The sequence below is a fragment of the Pararhodobacter sp. genome (assembly GCF_036802785.1).
Classification (GTDB): Bacteria; Pseudomonadota; Alphaproteobacteria; order Rhodobacterales; family Rhodobacteraceae; genus Pararhodobacter.
Window position 1 is genome coordinate 1 of sequence record NZ_DAIRVN010000065.1, and the last position, 17,207, is coordinate 17,207.

15 protein-coding genes, 1 tRNA gene, 1 pseudogene and 1 other annotated feature are annotated in these 17,207 nt (G+C 66.4%); of the genes and pseudogenes, 10 read left to right on the forward strand and 7 right to left on the reverse strand.

Features of this window, described 5'->3' with window-relative positions; genetic code table 11:
* A pseudogene (locus tag V7Q53_RS17920) lies at positions 1–297 on the forward strand (D-alanyl-D-alanine carboxypeptidase); the annotation flags it as partial.
* Between the two features lie 33 nt (positions 298–330).
* Here the strand turns inward: V7Q53_RS17920 and V7Q53_RS17925 are convergent.
* Positions 331–1,296 carry a class I SAM-dependent methyltransferase gene (locus V7Q53_RS17925; protein ID WP_333830106.1) on the reverse strand — a complete coding sequence of 322 codons (966 nt, stop codon included), beginning with the start codon at positions 1,294–1,296 and terminating at the stop codon, positions 331–333.
* Positions 1,297–1,436: 140 nt separating this feature from the next.
* Here V7Q53_RS17925 and hemC point away from each other — a divergent pair, with 140 nt between their 5' ends.
* Positions 1,437–2,402, forward strand: coding sequence for a hydroxymethylbilane synthase (gene hemC, locus V7Q53_RS17930; RefSeq protein WP_333830137.1), 966 nt, complete (start codon positions 1,437–1,439; stop codon positions 2,400–2,402).
* A 135-nt stretch (positions 2,403–2,537) separates the two neighbouring features.
* Here hemC and mnmH read toward each other — a convergent pair whose 3' ends face one another.
* The 3 genes from mnmH to V7Q53_RS17945 are packed head-to-tail and all read right to left on the reverse strand — an operon-like array spanning position 2,538 to position 5,154.
* Positions 2,538–3,584 (reverse strand): tRNA 2-selenouridine(34) synthase MnmH, encoded by a 1,047-nt coding sequence (gene mnmH / locus V7Q53_RS17935; RefSeq protein WP_333830107.1) that lies wholly within the window; start codon positions 3,582–3,584, stop codon positions 2,538–2,540.
* Between the two features lie 59 nt (positions 3,585–3,643).
* On the reverse strand, positions 3,644–3,946 hold the full coding sequence (locus V7Q53_RS17940) for a DUF6525 family protein (protein WP_333830108.1): 303 nt from the start codon (positions 3,944–3,946) through the stop codon (positions 3,644–3,646).
* Between the two features lie 2 nt (positions 3,947–3,948).
* The gene (locus tag V7Q53_RS17945) at positions 3,949–5,154 is read right to left on the reverse strand and encodes a GTP-binding protein (protein ID WP_333830109.1); all 1,206 of its coding nucleotides are present in this window, start codon (positions 5,152–5,154) and stop codon (positions 3,949–3,951) included.
* Between the two features lie 215 nt (positions 5,155–5,369).
* Here V7Q53_RS17945 and V7Q53_RS17950 point away from each other — a divergent pair, with 215 nt between their 5' ends.
* Complete coding sequence (locus tag V7Q53_RS17950; protein ID WP_333830111.1) at positions 5,370–5,498, forward strand: hypothetical protein; 129 nt, start codon at positions 5,370–5,372, stop codon at positions 5,496–5,498.
* A gap of 230 nt (positions 5,499–5,728) precedes the next feature.
* Here the strand turns inward: V7Q53_RS17950 and V7Q53_RS17955 are convergent.
* Positions 5,729–5,805, reverse strand: a tRNA-Met gene (locus tag V7Q53_RS17955).
* 168 nt (positions 5,806–5,973) lie between these two features.
* Here V7Q53_RS17955 and selD point away from each other — a divergent pair.
* Positions 5,974–8,160 carry a selenide, water dikinase SelD gene (gene selD / locus V7Q53_RS17960; RefSeq protein ID WP_333830113.1) on the forward strand — a complete coding sequence of 729 codons (2,187 nt, stop codon included), beginning with the start codon at positions 5,974–5,976 and terminating at the stop codon, positions 8,158–8,160.
* A 97-nt stretch (positions 8,161–8,257) separates the two neighbouring features.
* Here the strand turns inward: selD and V7Q53_RS17965 are convergent, their stop codons facing one another.
* Positions 8,258–8,695, reverse strand: a complete 438-nt coding sequence (locus tag V7Q53_RS17965) for an HIT family protein (protein ID WP_333830114.1) — start codon at positions 8,693–8,695, stop codon at positions 8,258–8,260.
* Positions 8,692–9,417, reverse strand: a complete 726-nt coding sequence (locus tag V7Q53_RS17970) for an arylesterase (RefSeq protein WP_333830115.1) — start codon at positions 9,415–9,417, stop codon at positions 8,692–8,694. The genes V7Q53_RS17965 and V7Q53_RS17970 overlap by 4 nt, the downstream gene beginning before the upstream one ends.
* On the opposite strand from V7Q53_RS17970, the gene V7Q53_RS17975 reads away from it, so the two are divergent.
* The 6 genes from V7Q53_RS17975 to V7Q53_RS18000 all read left to right on the forward strand — a co-directional run bounded on the left by V7Q53_RS17975 (position 9,416) and on the right by V7Q53_RS18000 (position 16,927).
* The gene (locus V7Q53_RS17975; protein ID WP_333830116.1) at positions 9,416–10,114 is read left to right on the forward strand and encodes an ABC transporter ATP-binding protein; all 699 of its coding nucleotides are present in this window, start codon (positions 9,416–9,418) and stop codon (positions 10,112–10,114) included. The two genes, V7Q53_RS17970 and V7Q53_RS17975, sit on opposite strands and share 2 nt — an antisense overlap.
* The gene (locus tag V7Q53_RS17980; protein ID WP_333830117.1) at positions 10,111–12,645 is read left to right on the forward strand and encodes an ABC transporter permease; all 2,535 of its coding nucleotides are present in this window, start codon (positions 10,111–10,113) and stop codon (positions 12,643–12,645) included. Before V7Q53_RS17975 ends, V7Q53_RS17980 begins: the two co-directional genes overlap by 4 nt.
* Positions 12,646–12,853: 208 nt before the next feature.
* Positions 12,854–12,911, forward strand: a sequence feature (sul1 is cis-regulatory element that is thought to sense ions involved in sulfur or methionine metabolism; They are found in Alphaproteobacteria).
* Positions 12,912–12,965: 54 nt separating this feature from the next.
* Positions 12,966–14,456, forward strand: a complete 1,491-nt coding sequence (locus V7Q53_RS17985; protein ID WP_333830118.1) for a SulP family inorganic anion transporter — start codon at positions 12,966–12,968, stop codon at positions 14,454–14,456.
* 11 nt (positions 14,457–14,467) lie between these two features.
* Entirely contained in the window at positions 14,468–15,325 is an 858-nt protein-coding gene (locus tag V7Q53_RS17990) for a universal stress protein (protein ID WP_333830119.1), read from the forward strand.
* A 5-nt stretch (positions 15,326–15,330) separates the two neighbouring features.
* Entirely contained in the window at positions 15,331–15,693 is a 363-nt protein-coding gene (locus tag V7Q53_RS17995; protein WP_333830120.1) for a TraR/DksA family transcriptional regulator, read from the forward strand.
* Positions 15,694–15,703: 10 nt separating this feature from the next.
* Positions 15,704–16,927 carry an MFS transporter gene (locus V7Q53_RS18000; protein ID WP_333830121.1) on the forward strand — a complete coding sequence of 408 codons (1,224 nt, stop codon included), beginning with the start codon at positions 15,704–15,706 and terminating at the stop codon, positions 16,925–16,927.
* Positions 16,928–17,207: the final 280 nt, after the last annotated feature.

The window sequence follows — 17,207 nt, forward strand, 5'->3', positions numbered from 1 at the left end:
GAAATGGCCGCCGCAACGCCCCCGCCGATGCCAGAGATCGTCACCCGCGTTTCACCCTCGGGCGGGCGGGTCTGGGCGGTCGATCTGGGCCTCTACCCCTCGCGCTTCGATGCTGAGCGCACGCTTCTGCGCGTCGCCTTGTCGGAAAACAGCACTCTGGGTGCCGGTGTGCGCCGGGTTGGCCAACGCTCAGGCCGGTTTGTCGCGGGCATTCACAGCCTGTCGCAGGAACAGGCCGAACTGGCCTGTCTGCGCCTCAGCGCGCGCTCACAGGCCTGCGAGGTTGTCCACCCCTGACGGCGCTCAGGCGGCGTCAGGCTTTCCGGCAGATCAGGCCTTCCGGCAGACCAGCCGCACCGAATCGTATTTTTGCGATGCGGGGGCCAGAGCGGTTCTCAGCAACAGCCGCAAGGCGCGCCACACATGCCGTTGGTTGCGGGCCTCCTCAGCCCGCCGCCCCGCCAGCACCGCCTCGATCACGGCTTCGTCGGCAATCCAGTCCGGCAGAAACTGCCTTGTGTAGCCGTCATGATCCACGCGCAGCACGCGCAGCCCGGCCTGTGTAACAAAGGCGCGCAGGCTTTCCCCGGTGAAGAAATTCAGATGGCGCGGAACATCCAGCCAGCGCCAGTACGCGCCGGCCTGCCGCAGCCCCAGCGCGGCATTGTTGGGCACCTCGATCACCATCACCCCGTCGTCGCTTAGCAACCCTGCCGCCTGCGCCAGAGCCAGCGCCGGATCGGCGCAATGCTCAAGCACATGCATGAAGAGAATCGCATCGAAACGCCGCGCCGACACAGCCTCGGGTAGTATTTCGGCGGTGCCCTCCAGCACTGTAAGCCCCTTCTCCTGCGCCTTCTTCCGGGCTTTTACGTCCGGCTCCACCCCAACGCATTCTGTCACGAACGGGGCGATATCCGTCAGCCGGTCGCCATTGCCGCAGCCCAGCTCCAGCGCGGGGCCACGCGGCAGAACATCGCGCCAATAGGCAGCGTCCGGCGGGCAGCCCCGGTCCAGCCGCCAGGCCAGTGCCACCATCAGCCGCCCCAGCATTCCCTGCCGCGCGGCGCTGCCCATGTTTTCATGCGTGTAATAGGCGGGCAGATCATAAAATCCACCGATCGCCGCTGCATCGGGGCGGGGATAGACCTGCCCGTAATGCCCGGCCTCGCTCCACCAGAGCTGCCAGCCACCCGGGTGCCCGGGGCGGCGCCAGTCCCGGCTGACGCTGAGCCAGGGGCGCATCGGTCTGCCGGTAACCGGGCAGGGGGGCGGGGTGGTTGCATCAGCTGTCATGAGGACGGGCCAGTTCATGTTCATACGCTCACACTGGCTTATCCGCATCGGCCCCCGTTATGCAAACCGTTCAGGCCCTGATACGCGCCCAGATGCCGCACCCCGTTGCCAGCCGCAGCGGGCTTGCGTATTCAGGCTGGATGAGCGTGAACCTTCCTTCCCCCGCTGAACCCCTGAAAATCGGCACCCGCGGCTCTCCGCTGGCGCTGGCGCAGGCGTATGAAACCCGTGACCGGCTGGCGCGGGCCTTTGATCTGCCGGACGAGGCCTTCGAGATCGTGGTCATCAAGACCACGGGCGATGACCGCGCCATGATCGAGGCCGACCGCCCGCTCAAGGAGATCGGCGGCAAAGGCCTGTTCACCCGCGAGATCGAGGAAACGATGCTGCAAGGGGGCATCGATATCGCCGTGCATTCGATGAAGGATATGCCGGTCCGCCAGCCTGAAGGGCTTGTGCTGGATTGCTACCTGCCACGCGAGGATGTGCGCGATGCCTTTGTGTCGCAGCAAGGTGTTGCAGGGATCGCGGCGCTGCAACCCGGGCAGGTCGTCGGCACCTCCAGCCTGCGGCGGCGCGCCCAGTTGCTTTTCCGGCGGCCGGATCTGAGCGTGGTCGATTTTCGCGGCAACGTGCAGACCCGGCTGCGCAAATTATCGCAGGGTGTGGCCGATTGCACTTTCCTTGCCATGGCGGGGCTGAACCGGCTGGGTATGGCCGAGGTCGCCACTGCGGCCATTGCGCCGGAAACCATGCTGCCCGCCGTCGCACAGGGCGCGATCGGCATAGAGCGACGCGCGGAGGATCAGCGCGCCCGGGCCCTGCTGGAGGCCATCCATGATCTGCCGACCGGCCAGCAACTGGCCGCCGAGCGCGCCTATCTGACGGCGCTCGACGGCTCGTGCGAGACACCGATTGCGGGGCTCGCGCTGCTTCAGGGGGGCGAGGTCTGGCTGCGGGGCGAGATCCTGCGCCCCGATGGCTCTGAATGTCTGGCGGCTGAGGGGCGTGCGCCGATTGCCGACGCCGCCGCGCTGGGTGAGGAAATTGCGCGCCAGCTTCTTGCCCGCGCGCCGAAGGGCTTTTTCGACTGGCGCACCGGATAGATCGTATTTCTGCTATTTTCTGGCGGTCCTTTGGCGATCAGCACGGTGCATACATTGAAAAACGAACAGCTTAGCCAGAGCATGGCGCGTAAAAGTGGAACCTGTTTTGCGTTTCCCGGCCATGGGTAAACAGATCTAACCCAGCCGCGCCACAATGCGCTCTGCCAGCGCCGCCCGCTCGGTGCTGTCCAGTGAGGCTGCGTTGAAGACCGTCTCGGGCGCCTCCGTCCGACGGCTGCGGGCATAGCGCGGGTCGTAATGATGCGCCATCAGCCCGGCGGCCAGCGCCTGAAATTCGCCTGCCGCGGCCATCGCCTGCCACTGCGCGATCCGCTCGCGCGGCTGATAGGGCGCAAGCGCCGCGATCCGCGTCTGAAGCTGCGCGGGGTCCCCGACCAGATCGGCATAGGCGGTGGCCAGCCAGCGCGCCCGCGCCTCCAGCGGGGCCTCGACCACCAGCCGGGGCGCATCCCGCATCGCCTGCCAGAGGGCGGGCGGCAACCGCAAGGCGCCGATCCGGTTCGACTCGGCTTCAACCAGCACCGGGCGCGTCGGGTCCAGCCCGGCCATGGCCATGGCCAGCGCGCTTTCAAACCCCTTCTGGCTGGGCTGCGCGCTGCCCGGAACCAGCCCGAAGAGCGAGCCGCGATGCGCCGCCAGCCCCTCCAGATCAAGCACCTGCCCGCCGCGCGCCGCCACCTCCTGCAGGATCGCAGTCTTGGCCGTGCCGGTGTTGCCGTCCAGCATGAAAACCGGGGCGGGGAAGGGGCGGTCATACAGCGCATCGGCGACCAGCCTGCGGTAGCTGCGCCAGCCCCCGTCGATCACGCCCACCTGCCAGCCGATCTGGCCCAGAATCAGCGCGAATGATCCGGACCTCTGCCCACCGCGCCAGCAATAGACCAGCGGGCGATAACTGGCGGGTTTGTCAGCCAGATACCCCTCCAGATGAAGCGCAGCGTTGCGCGCGACCAGCGCGGCACCCATCCGCCGCGCCCTGAACCGGCTTTCGCGGGTATAGACGGTGCCGACCTGCGCGCGCTCACTGTCATTCAGGACGGGCAGGTTCACGGCACCCGGCACATGATCTTCAGCGAATTCAGACGGCGAACGCGCGTCGATCACCTCGTCAAAGCCAAGGCGGGAAAGATCGGCAAGGGTGGTCAGGGTAATCTGGCGCATCTCCTGCCCTTACCGCGTTGCACACCCGCCGGGGAAGAGGCAAACGCTGCGGACGCGCCTCAGCCCGTCAGACCGTTCTCACCGCAGGCCGGATGGCCGGCACCCCAGATGCGCCGGGCGTCGCGCGCGACAAGCCCGGCCTCGACCCGGGCAATCGCGGCAAGCGCCTTGGCGCGATCGCCCCCTGTGCTGCCCAGTGCCTTAGCCCAGAGCCGCCGGACAGAGCGCGGGCTCCACGGCAAAGCCGCGCTGTGCAGCCACTGGCGCAGTTCGGCGGGCAGCGCATCAAACTCCCGCATCGGGTTATGCCCGGCGCGGCGTTTGAGCGTGCTGCGCAGGTTGCGCCCTTTCACGGCAGGCATGGTCAGGCCACTTGCCTGCGCCCCCAGGAGGGGAACGGATCGGGCAGGCCGGCCCAGGCCTGCGGGGTGAAATCCTGTGCCTCCACCAATGCTGCATCCAGCGCGGCAGTGATGGCAACGCGGTCCATGCCCGCGCCGATGAACACCAGTTCCTGACGCCGGTCGCCCCAGGGCTCGGCCCATTTTGCGGCCACTTCATTAAGCGAATCGGGGTGCGTCGGCCAACGCTCCCGCGGGACCGAGGCCCACCAGCCGCCGAGCGGTGTGACCGAGGAGATCGCCCCCGCCAGACTGAATTCTGCCACCCAGCCCGGGCGCGTGGCGATCCAGAAATGCCCTTTGGCGCGGATCACCCCATCCATCGCGCCGTTCAGAACCGCATGGATTCGGGCGGGGTCAAACGGGGCGCGGGCGCGATAGACGAAGGAAGAGATCCCGTATTCCTCGGTCTCAGGCACATGTTCGGCAAAGCCATAGAGCTCCTTGGCCCACATCGGATGCATATGCGCGCGGTCGAAATCAAAGAGGCCGGTGTCAAAGATATCGGCCGCTGCGACCACCGACTGGTCGGTTTCGATCAGTTTCGCATCCGGGTTGAGCGCCTTGATGATCTTGCGCGCCGCATCTGTGCGCGCGGGGCCAGCATCGCTGACCTTGTTCAGCACCACCACATCGGCAAATTCGATCTGCTCGGTCAGCAGGTTGACCAGGGTCCGGTCATCCTCTTCGCCCAGCGATTCCCCCCTGTCAGACAGGAAGTCATGGCTGCTGAAATCATTCATCAGGTTCACGGCATCAACCACCGTCACCATCGTATCCAGCCTTGAGACATCTGACAGGCTCTCGCCGTCCTCATCGCGGAAATCAAAGGTGGCGGCGACCGGAAGCGGCTCGGCGATGCCGGTGGATTCGATCAGCAAGTAATCGAAGCGGCCCTCGGCGGCCAACCGGCGCACTTCGGACAGCAGGTCATCGCGCAGGGTGCAGCAGATGCAGCCATTGGTCATTTCAACCAGCTTTTCCTCCGAGCGCGACAGTTCGGCCCCTTCGCGCACCAGATCGGCGTCGATATTGACCTCGGACATGTCATTGACGATGACCGCCACGCGCCGCCCCTCGCGGTTGTTGAGCACATGATTGAGAAGCGTGGTCTTGCCCGCTCCCAGAAAACCCGAAAGAACCGTGACCGGCAGGCGTTTGTCCGACATTGCCCTGTCTCCTCTGAAAAGCGTGTGGTGGTCTGAGGGGATAGTTATGATATAATATAACACACTTCAAGCCCGGCTCTGCGCGCGGCCAAGGTTTGCGGTTTGTGCAAATTTGTCGCAAGGAGCGGATCAATGCTTGAATATGTTGCCGCTTTGGCAACAAATCAGAGTTGGTATTGGTGCAGTCTCCGGTATTGTTAAGTGAGGCGCTGAAAATGAAGCTGCTGCTGATCGGCATTGCCTTTCTGTGCCTGTTTCTGGTCATCAGTCTGGCGCTGGCCCGCTGGCTTGGCCTGTCGATCAGAACCGAAAGCGATCGCCCGCGCGGCCTCTGGCGTCGGTGACTGGCAGGGAGATACGGGCGGAAAAGCTTCAGGCAGCGTCGGAGTTGCCACGCGCTCGGTCCGGGAAGAGGGTGCCAGGTCCCCTGAACCGCATCTGCCGATCTGCCGATCTGACGTCAGAGGGTCAGAGAGGGGCGATGTTCAGCGCACACGCCAGCCCAAGCCAGCGCAAACGAAGGCAGGCGCACCGGATAAAGCCAGCGATTTCTCTTATTAACAATGGGGTATAATGGTAGCGGAGGAGGGATTTGAACCCCCGACACGCGGATTATGATTCCGCTGCTCTAACCAACTGAGCTACTCCGCCACAGGCTGGCGGCTTCGTATGTCAGCGCCCTTTCCACGTCAAGCGCAAAAACGCCCGCCCGGCGCCCCTAGCATGGCTCAGCCCGCCCACACCACAGTGCAACCCTTTGTCCTCTCGCTTTTGCCCAGTATGCGCGCTATCGCTCGGGCATGTGACGAAAGGCCCGCGATGCTGCCCCTGCCTCTGACCCGTGACCTTGTGCTGATCGGCGGCGGCCATGCCCATGCGCTGGCTTTGCTGGACTGGGCGATGAACCCGCTGCCCGGGGCGCGGCTGACCCTGATCAACCCGCAGCCCACGGCGCCCTATACCGGCATGTTGCCCGGCCATATCGCCGGGCATTATCCGCGCGCCGCGCTGGAGATGGATCTGGTGCAACTGGCGCGCCACGCCGGGGCACGGCTGATCCTTGGCCGCGCCGAGGGGCTGGACCCGGCAGCAGGGGAAATCCACGTCGCGGGCAGGCCCCCCATCGGTTTCGATGTGGCCTCGGTCGATATCGGCATCACCTCTGACCTGCCGGATCTGCCGGGCTTTACAGCGCATGCCATCGCCGCCAAACCGCTGGACCGCTACGCCGCGCGCTGGGAGCACTTTGTCGCAGCGGTGCAGGCGGGGCAGGAGAAGCCGGAGATCGTGGTGCTGGGCGCGGGTGTGGCCGGGGTCGAACTGGCGCTGGCCATGGACCACCGCCTGCGCGGGCTGCCTGAGCGCCGCATTACCGTGATCGAGCGCGGGGAGCAGGCGCTGCCGCAGCTTGGTGCGGCGGCGCGCAACCGGCTTCTGGCGCTGCTGGCAGCGCGCGGTATCCTCCTGCGTACCAGCACCGAGGCAGAACGCATCGACGCGGGCGGGCTGCGCCTGTCAGACGGCTCCGCGCTGAGCGCCGCACTGATACTGGGTGCGGCGGGCAGCCGCCCGCAGGACTGGCTGAAAGGCACCAGCCTCCACCTGACCGACGGGTTCATCACCGTCGATCCCTGCCTGCGCGCCCTCGGCCGGCCGCATATCTTCGCGGTGGGGGATTGCGCCCATATGGCCGATGCGCCTCGCCCCAAGGCCGGGGTATTTGCGGTGCGGCAGGCGCCGGTGCTGGCGCATAACCTGCGCGCCGCGCTCTCGGGCGGGGCGTTGAAGCGCTATGATCCGCAGCGCGATTACCTCAAGCTGATCTCGCTGGGCGGGCGCGCCGCACTCGCCGGAAAATGGGGGCTGGCGTTGCAAGGGCGCGGGATGTGGCGGTTGAAAGACCGTATAGACCGGCGTTTCATGCGGATGTTCCACACGCTGCCCGCCATGGAGGCGCCGCCCCTGCCTGCCCCGGCCGCGCTGGGCATGGCCGAGGCGCTGGGGGACAAGCCCCTGTGCGGCGGCTGCGGGGCCAAGATCGGGCCGGGGCCACTGCGGGTGGTGCTGGCCTCGCTGCCCGCACCCGCCGTTGCGGGGCTGACACTGTCGGCGGGCGATGATGCGGCGGTGCTGCGGATGGGTGCGGTATTGCAGGTCATCGCCACCGATCACCTGCGCGCCTTCACCGAGGACCCCTTTCTGATGGCCCGCATCGCGGCCACCCATGCGCTGGGCGATATCTGGGCCATGGGGGCCGCGCCCCAGCTGGCGCTGGCCAGCCTCACCCTGCCGCGCCTGTCCGAGCCGCTTCAGGAACGGACCTTGCTGGAGATCATGGCAGGCGCAAACGCGGTGTTCACCGCCGCCGCGGCCGGTATCGCAGGTGGGCATACGGCCATCGGGGCCGAACTGTCGATCGGGTTTACCGTGACAGGAACGGCGCAGGGGCGGGTGCTGACCAAAGCGGGCGCGCAGGCCGGGCACCGGCTGATCCTGACCAAACCGCTGGGCAGCGGCACGCTTCTGGCCGCAGAAATGGCCCGCAAGGCCAGCGGGCGGGATATCGCCGCGCTCTGGCCCTTCCTGACCCAGCCACAGGGTGCGGCCAGCGCGATCCTTGCGCCTGTGGCGAGCGCCATGACCGATATCACCGGCTTCGGGCTGGCGGGGCATCTGGACGAAATCCTGCGCGCCAGCGCGCTGCGCGCCTCGCTCAGCCTTGCCGCCCTGCCGCTTTTCCAGGGCGCCGAAGAGCTGGCGGCACAAGGCGTCACCTCCAGCCTTGAACCGGCCAATCGCGCGGCACTGGCCGGGCGCCTGCAATCACCCGACAGCCCCCGCGCCCGACTGCTCTTCGATCCGCAGACCGCAGGCGGCCTTCTGGCCTCGGTGCCCGCCGATCAGGCCGCGCCGCTTCTCGCCCGCCTGTCCGCCGCCGGGTACACCGCCGCCGATATCGGCCTGCTGGAACACCCCTCCGGCCAGCCCGCCATCACCGCCCGCTGACCCCTCGCGCCGCGCCCCTCCTTTCACCTGTTCTTAAATATCCCGGGGGAGGCCGTTCTGCGCAGCAGAACGGGCGGGGGCAGCGCCCCCTCTGTTACTACTTTTGAGCCAGCAAAGTGCCCAGTTGCCCGGCAATGGCTGCCATCTCGGTCTCGGGCAGGCGCGGCGGGATGGTGTAGCTTCCGGGGCCGTCCGTCATATAGGCCTGGGAGGAAACATCATGCGGGTGATGCATCGGCACCACATGGGCGTGGACATGGGGCACATGAATGCCGGTATAGAACAGCGCCACCCGTTCGACCTTGTAAAGCGCCTTCATCGCCCGGGCCAGCGACTGGGCGCAGCTGGTCACCCGCGTTGCCAGTTCGGCCGGCATATCCTCGAACCAGACGTGATGCGCGCGGGGAATCACCAGCGTATGGCCGGGGCGGATCGGATGCAGGTCTAGAAAGGCCAGCACATGCTCATCCTCATGCACCTTGTGGGCGGGCAGTTCCTCGGCGGCGATCCGGCAGAACAGGCAGTTCGCGGTCATGATCCGCTTCCCTCCTCCACGGCGTAAAGCAGGCGCGCCACTTCGGGCCCCAGCCCTTCGACGATCAGCGCGACACCGGCGGCATTAGGGTGGATGTGATCAGCCTGCATCAGATCGACATAGCGCATCCCGGCGTCCCGTTTGTCGGTAATGGGCTGCAACAGGTTGGGATAGAGCATCGCGCCGTATTCTTCGGCAAGTTCGGGATACATGGCGTCGAATGCCTGCTGGAACTCCGGCCCGTAGTTGCCCGGGGCGGGCAGGCCGACCAGCAGCGCGGGGACTCCTTCGGCCTGAAGCCGCGCCAGAATGGCGTCAAGATTGGCGCGGCTGGTGGCGGGGTCGATCCCGCGCAACAGGTCATTGCCGCCCAGCGCCACGATCATCGCATCGGGGTTGTCGGCCAGTGTCCAGTCCAGCCGCGACAGCCCGCCCGCCGTGGTATCGCCACTGACGCCCGCGTTCAGCACCTCCACCTCGTGGCCTTGCGCGTGCAGCCATTCCTGCAATTGCGGCACCAGCCCCTCACCCTGCGCCAGCCCGTAACCCTGGGTCAGCGAATCGCCCAGCGCGGCCAACCGGAGGGACTGCGCCTGTGCTCCGGCAACGGAAATCACCGTTGCCAGCGTAAAAACCGCAAGCGCGATGCTGCGGCGCAGCTTGCCAGCGCCCCGCGCGACCCCATATGGCATGGTAGCCATTGCTTTGAGGAATGTTTTCATGACCGATCCTGTTTTGTCGCTGAAAGATACCGCGCTGACCCTCCAGGGCAATGCCGGGCCGGTCGAAATTCTGCGCGGTATCACCCTGGATGTCGCGCGCGGCGAGACGCTGGGTCTGGTGGGGCCTTCGGGTTCTGGCAAATCATCGCTCCTGATGCTGATGGGCGGGCTGGAACGCGCCACCGGGGGCAGTGTGCAGGCCCTTGGCCATGACCTGACGGCGCTGAATGAGGATGCGCTTGCGCGCTTCCGCCGGGGTAATATGGGGGTTGTGTTCCAGTCTTTCCACCTCATTCCGACCATGACCGCACTGGAAAACGTGGCGACCCCGCTGGAACTGGCAGGGCGCGACGATGCGTTTGAGCGCGCCGAGGAAGAGCTGCGCAGCGTCGGTCTGGGCACGCGGATGAACCATTACCCGGCGCAGATGTCGGGCGGTGAGCAGCAGCGCGTGGCACTGGCCCGCGCCGCTGCGCCGCGCCCGGCCATCCTTCTGGCCGATGAGCCGACCGGCAACCTTGACGGGGTGAATGGCGAGGCGATCATGGATCTGCTCTTTGGCCTGCGTGACCGGCACGGCGCCACGCTGGTGCTGGTCACCCATGCGCCTGAGCTGGCAGCGCGCTGCGACCGCGTCGTGCGCCTGCGCGACGGGCGCATCGAGGGTGAGGACCGCCGGCTGGCGGCGGCGCAATGAGTGTGCTGCCGGTAGCATGGCGGCTGGCACGGCGCGAATTGCGCGGTGGCCTGCAGGGTTTTCGCATCTTCCTTCTCTGTCTGGCACTGGGTGTCGGGGCGATTGCCGCCGTGGGCTCGGTCCGCGCGGCAATCGAGGCCGGGCTGGCGCGCGAAGGCGCCGCGCTTCTGGGCGGCGATGCCGAGTTGCGTTTCACCTATCGCTTTGCCGATGCCGATGAGCGCGCGTGGATTGATGAGCAATCTGCGCAGGTATCAGAGATCGTCGATTTCCGCTCGATGGCTGTGGCAGGGGAAGGGCTGGAGGCTGAAAGGGCCCTGACGCAGGTCAAGGGCATTGATGATAGCTGGCCCCTGATCGGTGCTGCGGTTTTTGATCCGCCGATGCCCGTGGCGCAGGTTCTGGCCGGCCAAAATGGCTTGCCCGGCGGCGCGATGGACCGTATCCTTGCCGAGCGGCTGGGCTTGGCGCTGGGTGACAGTTTCCGCCTTGGTGTGCAGGAATTTGCGCTGATGGCTGTGCTGGAGCGTGAACCCGATGGCGTGACCGCTCAGTTCGGTTTCGGCCCGCGCACATTGGTGGCAACTGGGGCGCTGGCCCAGTCGCAACTTCTCGGGGCTGGCACCCTGTTCGACGTGGCCTATCGGGTCACGCTGCGCGAAGGCGATGACATCACCCGCCTGCGCAACGACGCGCAGGCGCGCTTCGAGGGGGCCGGTGTCCGTTTCCGCGATTCAAGTCAGGGCGCGCCGGGTGTTGCCCGCTTTGTCGAACGGATCGGCGCGTTTCTGGTGCTGGTGGGGCTGGCCGGGCTGGCAGTAGGTGGCGTCGGGGTTTCCGCCGCCGTGCGCGCCTATCTGGATGGCAAGACACCCGTAATCGCCACGCTGAAAACGCTGGGCGCCGAGGGGCGGGTGATCTTTGCCACCTATTTCCTGCAGATCGGCGTGCTGACCGCGCTGGGCATCATCGCCGGGCTGGTGCTGGGCGCAGGCGTGCCGCTTCTGGCCACGCCGCTGCTGGCGGCGCAATTGCCCGTGCCGATTGCGGCGGGTATCCACCCGGCACCGCTGGCCGAGGCCGCGCTTTACGGGGCACTGACTGCGCTTGTCTTCACCCTGTGGCCGCTGGCACGGGTGGAGCGGGTCCGCGCAGCCGCCCTCTTTCGCGGTATAGGCGGCGAGGCGCAGGCATGGCCGAGGGCGCGCTATCTGGTGACGCTGGCTTTGGCGCTGGCCGCGCTGGTGGGGGCCGCAACATGGTTTTCCGGCATCTGGCAACTGGCGCTCGGCACGGCGGCAGGGATCGCCGGTGCCCTGGTGGTGCTGATGCTGGCCGCAACCGCGCTGCGCGTGCTGGCGCGGCGTCTGGCACGGCTAAGGGTGATGCGGGGGCGCACGGCGCTGCGTCTGGCGCTGGGCGCCGTCGGCAACCCGCGCGAAGGGGTGGTGGCGGTGGTGCTGTCGCTGGGGTTGGGGCTGACGGTTCTGGCCACGGTGGGGCAGATCAGCGCCAATCTGCGCAACGCCATCGCCGGTGACCTGCCCGCAAGCGTGCCCTCCTATTTCTTTATCGACATCCAGAATGCGCAGCTGGAAGGGTTCCTTGACCGGCTGCGCACTGACCCCGGCGTCTCTGACATTGAAACCGCGCCGCAGTTGCGCGGGGTGGTGGTGGCCATCAATGACCGCCCGGCCAGTACGCTGGGCGATCACTGGGTGCTGCGCGGCGACCGGGGCCTGACCTATGCCGACCGCCTGCCCGCCGGCACCACGCTGGTCGAGGGGGAATGGTGGCCTGAGGGGTACACCGGCCCGCCGCTGATCAGCTTTGGCATTAACGAGGCGCGCGAACTGGGGCTGCAACTGGGGGACAGCGTGACCGTCAATGTGCTGGGCCGCGACATCACCGGCACCATCGCCAATTTCCGCGAACTGGATTTCCGCACCGGCGGCATCGGCTTTGTGATGACCTTTGACCCCGCCGCCCTTCAGGGCGCGCCGCATACCCATATCGTCACCGTCGATGCCTCGACCGAGGCTGAGGGGGCGATTGTGCGCGATCTGTCGAATGCCTATCCCAATGTCACCGCCATCCGCATCCGTGAGGCGATGGACCGCGTGACCGAGGCGCTGACGGCGCTTGCCGCCGCAACCTCCTATGCCGCGCTGGCAACCCTGCTGACGGGGTTCGTGGTGCTGATCGGTGCCGCTGCGGCGGGTGAGCGCGCGCGCATTTTCGAGGCGGCGGTGCTCAAGACCATCGGTGCCACACGCGGGCGCATCCTGCTGAGCTTTGCGCTACGCTCAGCGCTGATGGGTGCAGCGGCGGGGATCGTGGCAATCGGCGCGGGCGCGCTGGCCTCATGGCTGATACTGACGCGGGTGATGGAGCTGTCCTATCGGTTTGAGCCGGTCTCGGCGCTTGCCATCGTGGCGGGGGGTGTGCTGGCCACGCTGCTGGCCGGGCTGGTCTTTGCGCTGCGCCCGCTTGCGGTGCGCCCGGCGCAGATTTTGCGCACGCAGGAATGAGGCGCGGGGGCTGTCTGGCCCCGCGCTGCGCGATCTCTGAACGATCGGCCCTCACGGCGCGGCGCAGAGAGCGCTCTGCTTCGTCACGTCTTGCCCGATAATTATGCCCGGCAACCGGCGCGTGGCGGGGAACACGGGCAATCAACGCCGCGCCGCTGACCCGAGGCTTGGCTTTCTGCGCTGCGGCGTCTATGCAGAGCGCAGCGAACATGGATCCGGGTGCAAACCCCGGATGGCTCTTCCGGCCGCCGACCCGCCGGACAACCTGAAAGAACCGGCCCCGGGATTTTCGCCCGCAAGGGTCCGGAAACGGGATTTGAATGATTTCTCTGGATGTGTATCGTCGGCAATGGACCGGCAATATTCGCGGTGACCTGTTGTCAGGTCTGGTGGTGGCGCTTGCGCTGATCCCCGAGGCCATCGCCTTTTCGATCATCGCGGGGGTGGACCCCAAGGTGGGGCTTTACGCCAGCTTCTCGATCGCGGTGATCACCGCGATCACCGGCGGGCGGCCGGGCATGATCTCGGCCGCCACCGCAGCAACAGCCGTGCTGATGATTACATTGGTGCGTGATCACGGGCTGGAATACCTGCTGGCGACGACGGTTCTGGCAGGGCTTTTGCAGATCGGGGCGGGGGTTCTGAAGCTGGGTTTCGTCATGCGCTACGTGTCGAAATCAGTGATGACCGGCTTTGTAAACGCGCTGGCGATCCTGATCTTCCTTGCGCAGTTGCCGGAACTTGACCCGCGTGATGTGACCATGATCACCTATGTGCTGCTCGCGCTCGGTCTGGCCATCATCTATCTTTTCCCGATGCTGACCAAGGCCGTGCCATCGCCCCTCGTCACTATCATCGTGCTGACCGCGCTGGCATGGGCACTGGGGCTGGATGTGCGGGTTGTGGGCGATATGGGTGCCTTGCCTGATACGCTGCCGGTCTTCCTGATCCCCGACATCCCGCTGACATTCGAGACGCTGATGATCATCCTGCCCTATGCGGTGGCGGTGGCGGTGGTGGGCCTTCTGGAAAGCCTGATGACGCAGAACATCGTCGATGATCTGACCGATACCACATCCAACCGCGATCAGGAGTGTATCGGGCAGGGTGTGGCCAACACCGCCACGGGTTTCATCGGTGGCATGGCGGGTTGCGCGATGATCGGGCAGTCCATCATCAACGTCAAATCCGGCGGGCGGGGGCGGCTGTCGTCGTTCACTGCCGGGGTTGTTTTGCTGATCATGGTGGTGGGGCTGGGCGATCTGGTCCGCAACATTCCGATGCCCGCGTTGGTGGCGATCATGATAATGGTCAGCATCGGGACCTTCTCATGGTCATCAATCGGCAACCTGCGCGCGCATCCGCGTTCAAGCTCGGTGGTGATGATCGCTACTGTGGCGACCGTGGTTTACACCCACAACCTCGCCATCGGCGTGCTGGTGGGCGTGCTTCTGTCGGGCATCTTCTTTGCCGGAAAGATCGCGCAGTTGTTCCATGTCACCACCGATATCAGCCCGGACGGGCGGGTGCGGACCTATCGGGTTGAAGGGCAGATGTTCTATGGCTCGGTCGAGGATTTCATGGCAGCCTTTGATTTCAGGGAAGCGCCCGAGCGGGTCATCATCGACGTCAGCCGCGCGCATATCTGGGATATCTCATCGGTTCAGGCGCTTAACATGGCCGTGCTGAAATTTCGCCGCGATGGTGCCGAGGTGGAGATTGTGGGCATGAATGAAGCGTCTGAAACCATCGTCGACAAGCTTGCCACGCATGACAAGCCGGGCGCGATGGACAAGTTGATGGCGCATTGAGGGAGGGTGACATGACGACGGGAAAGATCATCGCGCTGATAGACGGCTCGGTCTATTCGCAAAGCCTGTGTGAACATGCTGCCTGGGTGGCGTCGCGCAGCGGCTGGAGTGTGGAACTCCTGCATATTCTGGGGCGGCGTGAGGGGGCAGAGAAGGGCGATTACTCAGGCTCCATTGCACTGGGCGCGCGGTCGGCGCTGCTGGCCGAACTGGCGGCGCTGGATGAGCAGCGCGCGCGGCTGGTGTCGCAGCGCGGGCGGGCCATTCTGGAGGATGCCCGCGCCATTCTGGATGCGGCAGGGGTGAACGAGATCACCACGCGCCTGCGTCACGGCGATATTGTCGATACCGTTGTTGCGCAGGAAGCGGGCGCCGACATGGTGATGATCGGCAAACGAGGCGAGGCTGCCGATTTCGCGCGCGGTCATCTGGGCTCGAACCTGGAGCGGATTGTGCGCAGCTGCACGCGTCCGGTCTTTGTGGCCTCGCGCGCCTTCAGGCCCATCGCCCGGGTGCTGGTCGCCTGGGATGGCGGGGCCTCGGCCATGAAGGCGGTGGATCACATTGCCCGGACGCCCTTTTACGCCGGGCTTGAGGTGCATGTGGTGACGGTGGGCACAGCCACGCCCGAGGTCAGGAAAGGGCTGGACGATGCAAGCGCGATGCTGGCTGCCGCCGGTATCACCGCCGAAACCAGCGTCATCGCGGGCCAGCCTGACCGTGCCCTGAGCACGTTTGTCGATGAGGCGGGCTTTGACCTTCTGGTCATGGGCGCTTACGGCCATTCGCGCATCCGCAGCCTGATCATCGGCTCCACCACGACCGAGATGATCCGCTCTTGCAAGGTGCCGGTGGTTCTGATCCGTTAGGGCGCATGAGCGACCCCAATCCCGATTCCGCCCCAGAAGCCCGTGCGCTGCGCGACCGCTACCAGCCCCGCCTGACGGCGGAGGCCGGGGCGCTGCGCGCAGCGTCCGGCAGCAGTGGTGAGCGCAGGCCGGTTCTGCTGGATCAGCAAAGCGTGGGCCGGCTGAGCCGGCTGGATGCGGTGCAGCAGCAGGCCATGGCCGCTGCGCAGGAAGTGCGCCGCGCCGGGCGGCTCAGGGCGATCGAGGCTGCATTGCTGCGCCTTGAACAAGAGGAATTCGGCTGGTGCGACGATTGCGGCGATATCATTGGCCTGAAGCGGCTGGATCCGGACCCGTTGCTGATGCCTTGCATCGCCTGCGCGGGCTGACAGGGGCATCATGGCGGGGCTGATATCGTTCCTTCGGGCGAATGCGCCCTGGCTGCTGGCGGGTTTCCTGCTGACCTTTGCCTCCAGTTTCGGACAGACGTTTTTCATCGCCGTCTTTGCGGGCGAGATCCGCGCGGCTTTTGGCCTGTCGCACGGCCAGTGGGGCGGGATCTACGCGCTGGCCACCACCGCCTCGGCGGCGGTGATGCTCTGGGCGGGCAGCCTGACCGACCGCTTCCGGGTGCGCCATATCGGGCTGGCGGTGCTTCTGGGGCTGGCGCTGACCGCCGTCCTCATGGCCCGGGTCAGCGATACCTGGCTTCTGATCGGCGCGATCTTCCTGTTGCGGCTGTTCGGGCAGGGGCTGATGGGCCATGCCGCGATGGTCGCCATGGCGCGCTGGTTCGTGGCCTCGCGCGGGCGCGCCGTTTCGGTCGCAGGGCTGGGCGTGGCGCTGGGTGAGGCGCTGCTGCCGGTCGCCTTTGTGGCGCTGCTGGGCTATTACGACTGGCGTATCCTGTGGCTGGCGGCGGCAATGGCGCTGGTGGCGCTGGCGCCGGTCCTCTGGGCGCTGCTGCGCAACGAGCGGACGCCGCAATCCTTCGCCGCAGCCACCGGCAGCGCCGGGATGGACGGGCAGATGTGGACGCGCAAGCAGGTGTTGCGCCATCCGTTGTTCTGGCTGATGGTGCCTGCGCTGCTGGGTCCGGCGGCATGGAACACCTCGTTCTTCTTCCATCAGGTGCATCTGGCCGAGGCCAAGGGCTGGGGCCATGTCGCGCTGGTGGCGTTGTTTCCGCTCTACACGGCAATGAGCGTGGCGACGATGCTGCTGGCGGGCTGGCTGGTGGACCGCTTCGGCAGCCGCCGACTTGCGCCCTTCTATCTGCTGCCGGTTGCCGGGGGATATCTGGTCTTTGCTCTGGCGCAAGGCGTGCCTGCCGGGGCGCTTGGGATGGTGCTGATGGGCCTGTCGGCGGGCATGCATGTGACCATGATGGCCACCCTCTGGGCCGAGCTGTATGGCACGCGCCATCTGGGGGCGATCCGCGCGATGATGGGCGCCGTGATGGTGCTGGGCACTGCGCTGGGGCCGGGCATCACGGGCTGGCTGATCGATCAGGGCATCAGCTTTCCGCAGCAGGGGTATGGAATCGCGGCCTATTTCGTGGTCGCAAGCCTGTTGGCGGCCCTGGCAATGCGCAGCGCTCACCCCGGCTCCCGCGCCCAGTGACCGGATAGCCTGCTGCGCAGACGCCTGCCTGCTTTGCCGCTGCGCGGCGTGGGGGCGCTGCCCCCGCCCGTTTTGCTGCGCAAAACGGCCTCCCCCGGGATATTTCTGAACAGGTGAAAGGGGGGCGCCGCGCCCCCCTTCATCTTGCCGGAAATACGCGGGGGTGAATGGGCCGCAGGCCCAGAGGGGGCGAAGCCCCCCTTACATCTGAAAAAGAAGGGGGCGAATCCCTTGGATGCCGCGCGGCCCCGCCAAACGGGATGAGGGTTGCGGCGCAGCC

What these genes read in the sequence shown, in the direction of transcription:
- V7Q53_RS17965 (WP_333830114.1), bottom strand. Translation starts at nt 8,695, where the DNA reads ATGACCGCGAACTGCCTGTTCTGCCGGATCGCCGCCGAGGAACTGCCC.
- V7Q53_RS17970 (WP_333830115.1), bottom strand. Translation starts at nt 9,417, where the DNA reads ATGAAAACATTCCTCAAAGCAATGGCTACCATGCCATATGGGGTCGCG.
- selD (WP_333830113.1), top strand. Translation starts at nt 5,974, where the DNA reads ATGCTGCCCCTGCCTCTGACCCGTGACCTTGTGCTGATCGGCGGCGGC.
- V7Q53_RS17950 (WP_333830111.1), top strand. Translation starts at nt 5,370, where the DNA reads ATGAAGCTGCTGCTGATCGGCATTGCCTTTCTGTGCCTGTTTCTGGTC.
- V7Q53_RS17975 (WP_333830116.1), top strand. Translation starts at nt 9,416, where the DNA reads ATGACCGATCCTGTTTTGTCGCTGAAAGATACCGCGCTGACCCTCCAG.
- V7Q53_RS17980 (WP_333830117.1), top strand. Translation starts at nt 10,111, where the DNA reads ATGAGTGTGCTGCCGGTAGCATGGCGGCTGGCACGGCGCGAATTGCGC.
- mnmH (WP_333830107.1), bottom strand. Translation starts at nt 3,584, where the DNA reads ATGCGCCAGATTACCCTGACCACCCTTGCCGATCTTTCCCGCCTTGGC.
- V7Q53_RS17995 (WP_333830120.1), top strand. Translation starts at nt 15,331, where the DNA reads ATGAGCGACCCCAATCCCGATTCCGCCCCAGAAGCCCGTGCGCTGCGC.
- V7Q53_RS17940 (WP_333830108.1), bottom strand. Translation starts at nt 3,946, where the DNA reads ATGCCTGCCGTGAAAGGGCGCAACCTGCGCAGCACGCTCAAACGCCGC.
- V7Q53_RS18000 (WP_333830121.1), top strand. Translation starts at nt 15,704, where the DNA reads ATGGCGGGGCTGATATCGTTCCTTCGGGCGAATGCGCCCTGGCTGCTG.
- V7Q53_RS17925 (WP_333830106.1), bottom strand. Translation starts at nt 1,296, where the DNA reads ATGACAGCTGATGCAACCACCCCGCCCCCCTGCCCGGTTACCGGCAGA.
- V7Q53_RS17945 (WP_333830109.1), bottom strand. Translation starts at nt 5,154, where the DNA reads ATGTCGGACAAACGCCTGCCGGTCACGGTTCTTTCGGGTTTTCTGGGA.
- V7Q53_RS17990 (WP_333830119.1), top strand. Translation starts at nt 14,468, where the DNA reads ATGACGACGGGAAAGATCATCGCGCTGATAGACGGCTCGGTCTATTCG.
- hemC (WP_333830137.1), top strand. Translation starts at nt 1,437, where the DNA reads ATGAGCGTGAACCTTCCTTCCCCCGCTGAACCCCTGAAAATCGGCACC.
- V7Q53_RS17985 (WP_333830118.1), top strand. Translation starts at nt 12,966, where the DNA reads ATGATTTCTCTGGATGTGTATCGTCGGCAATGGACCGGCAATATTCGC.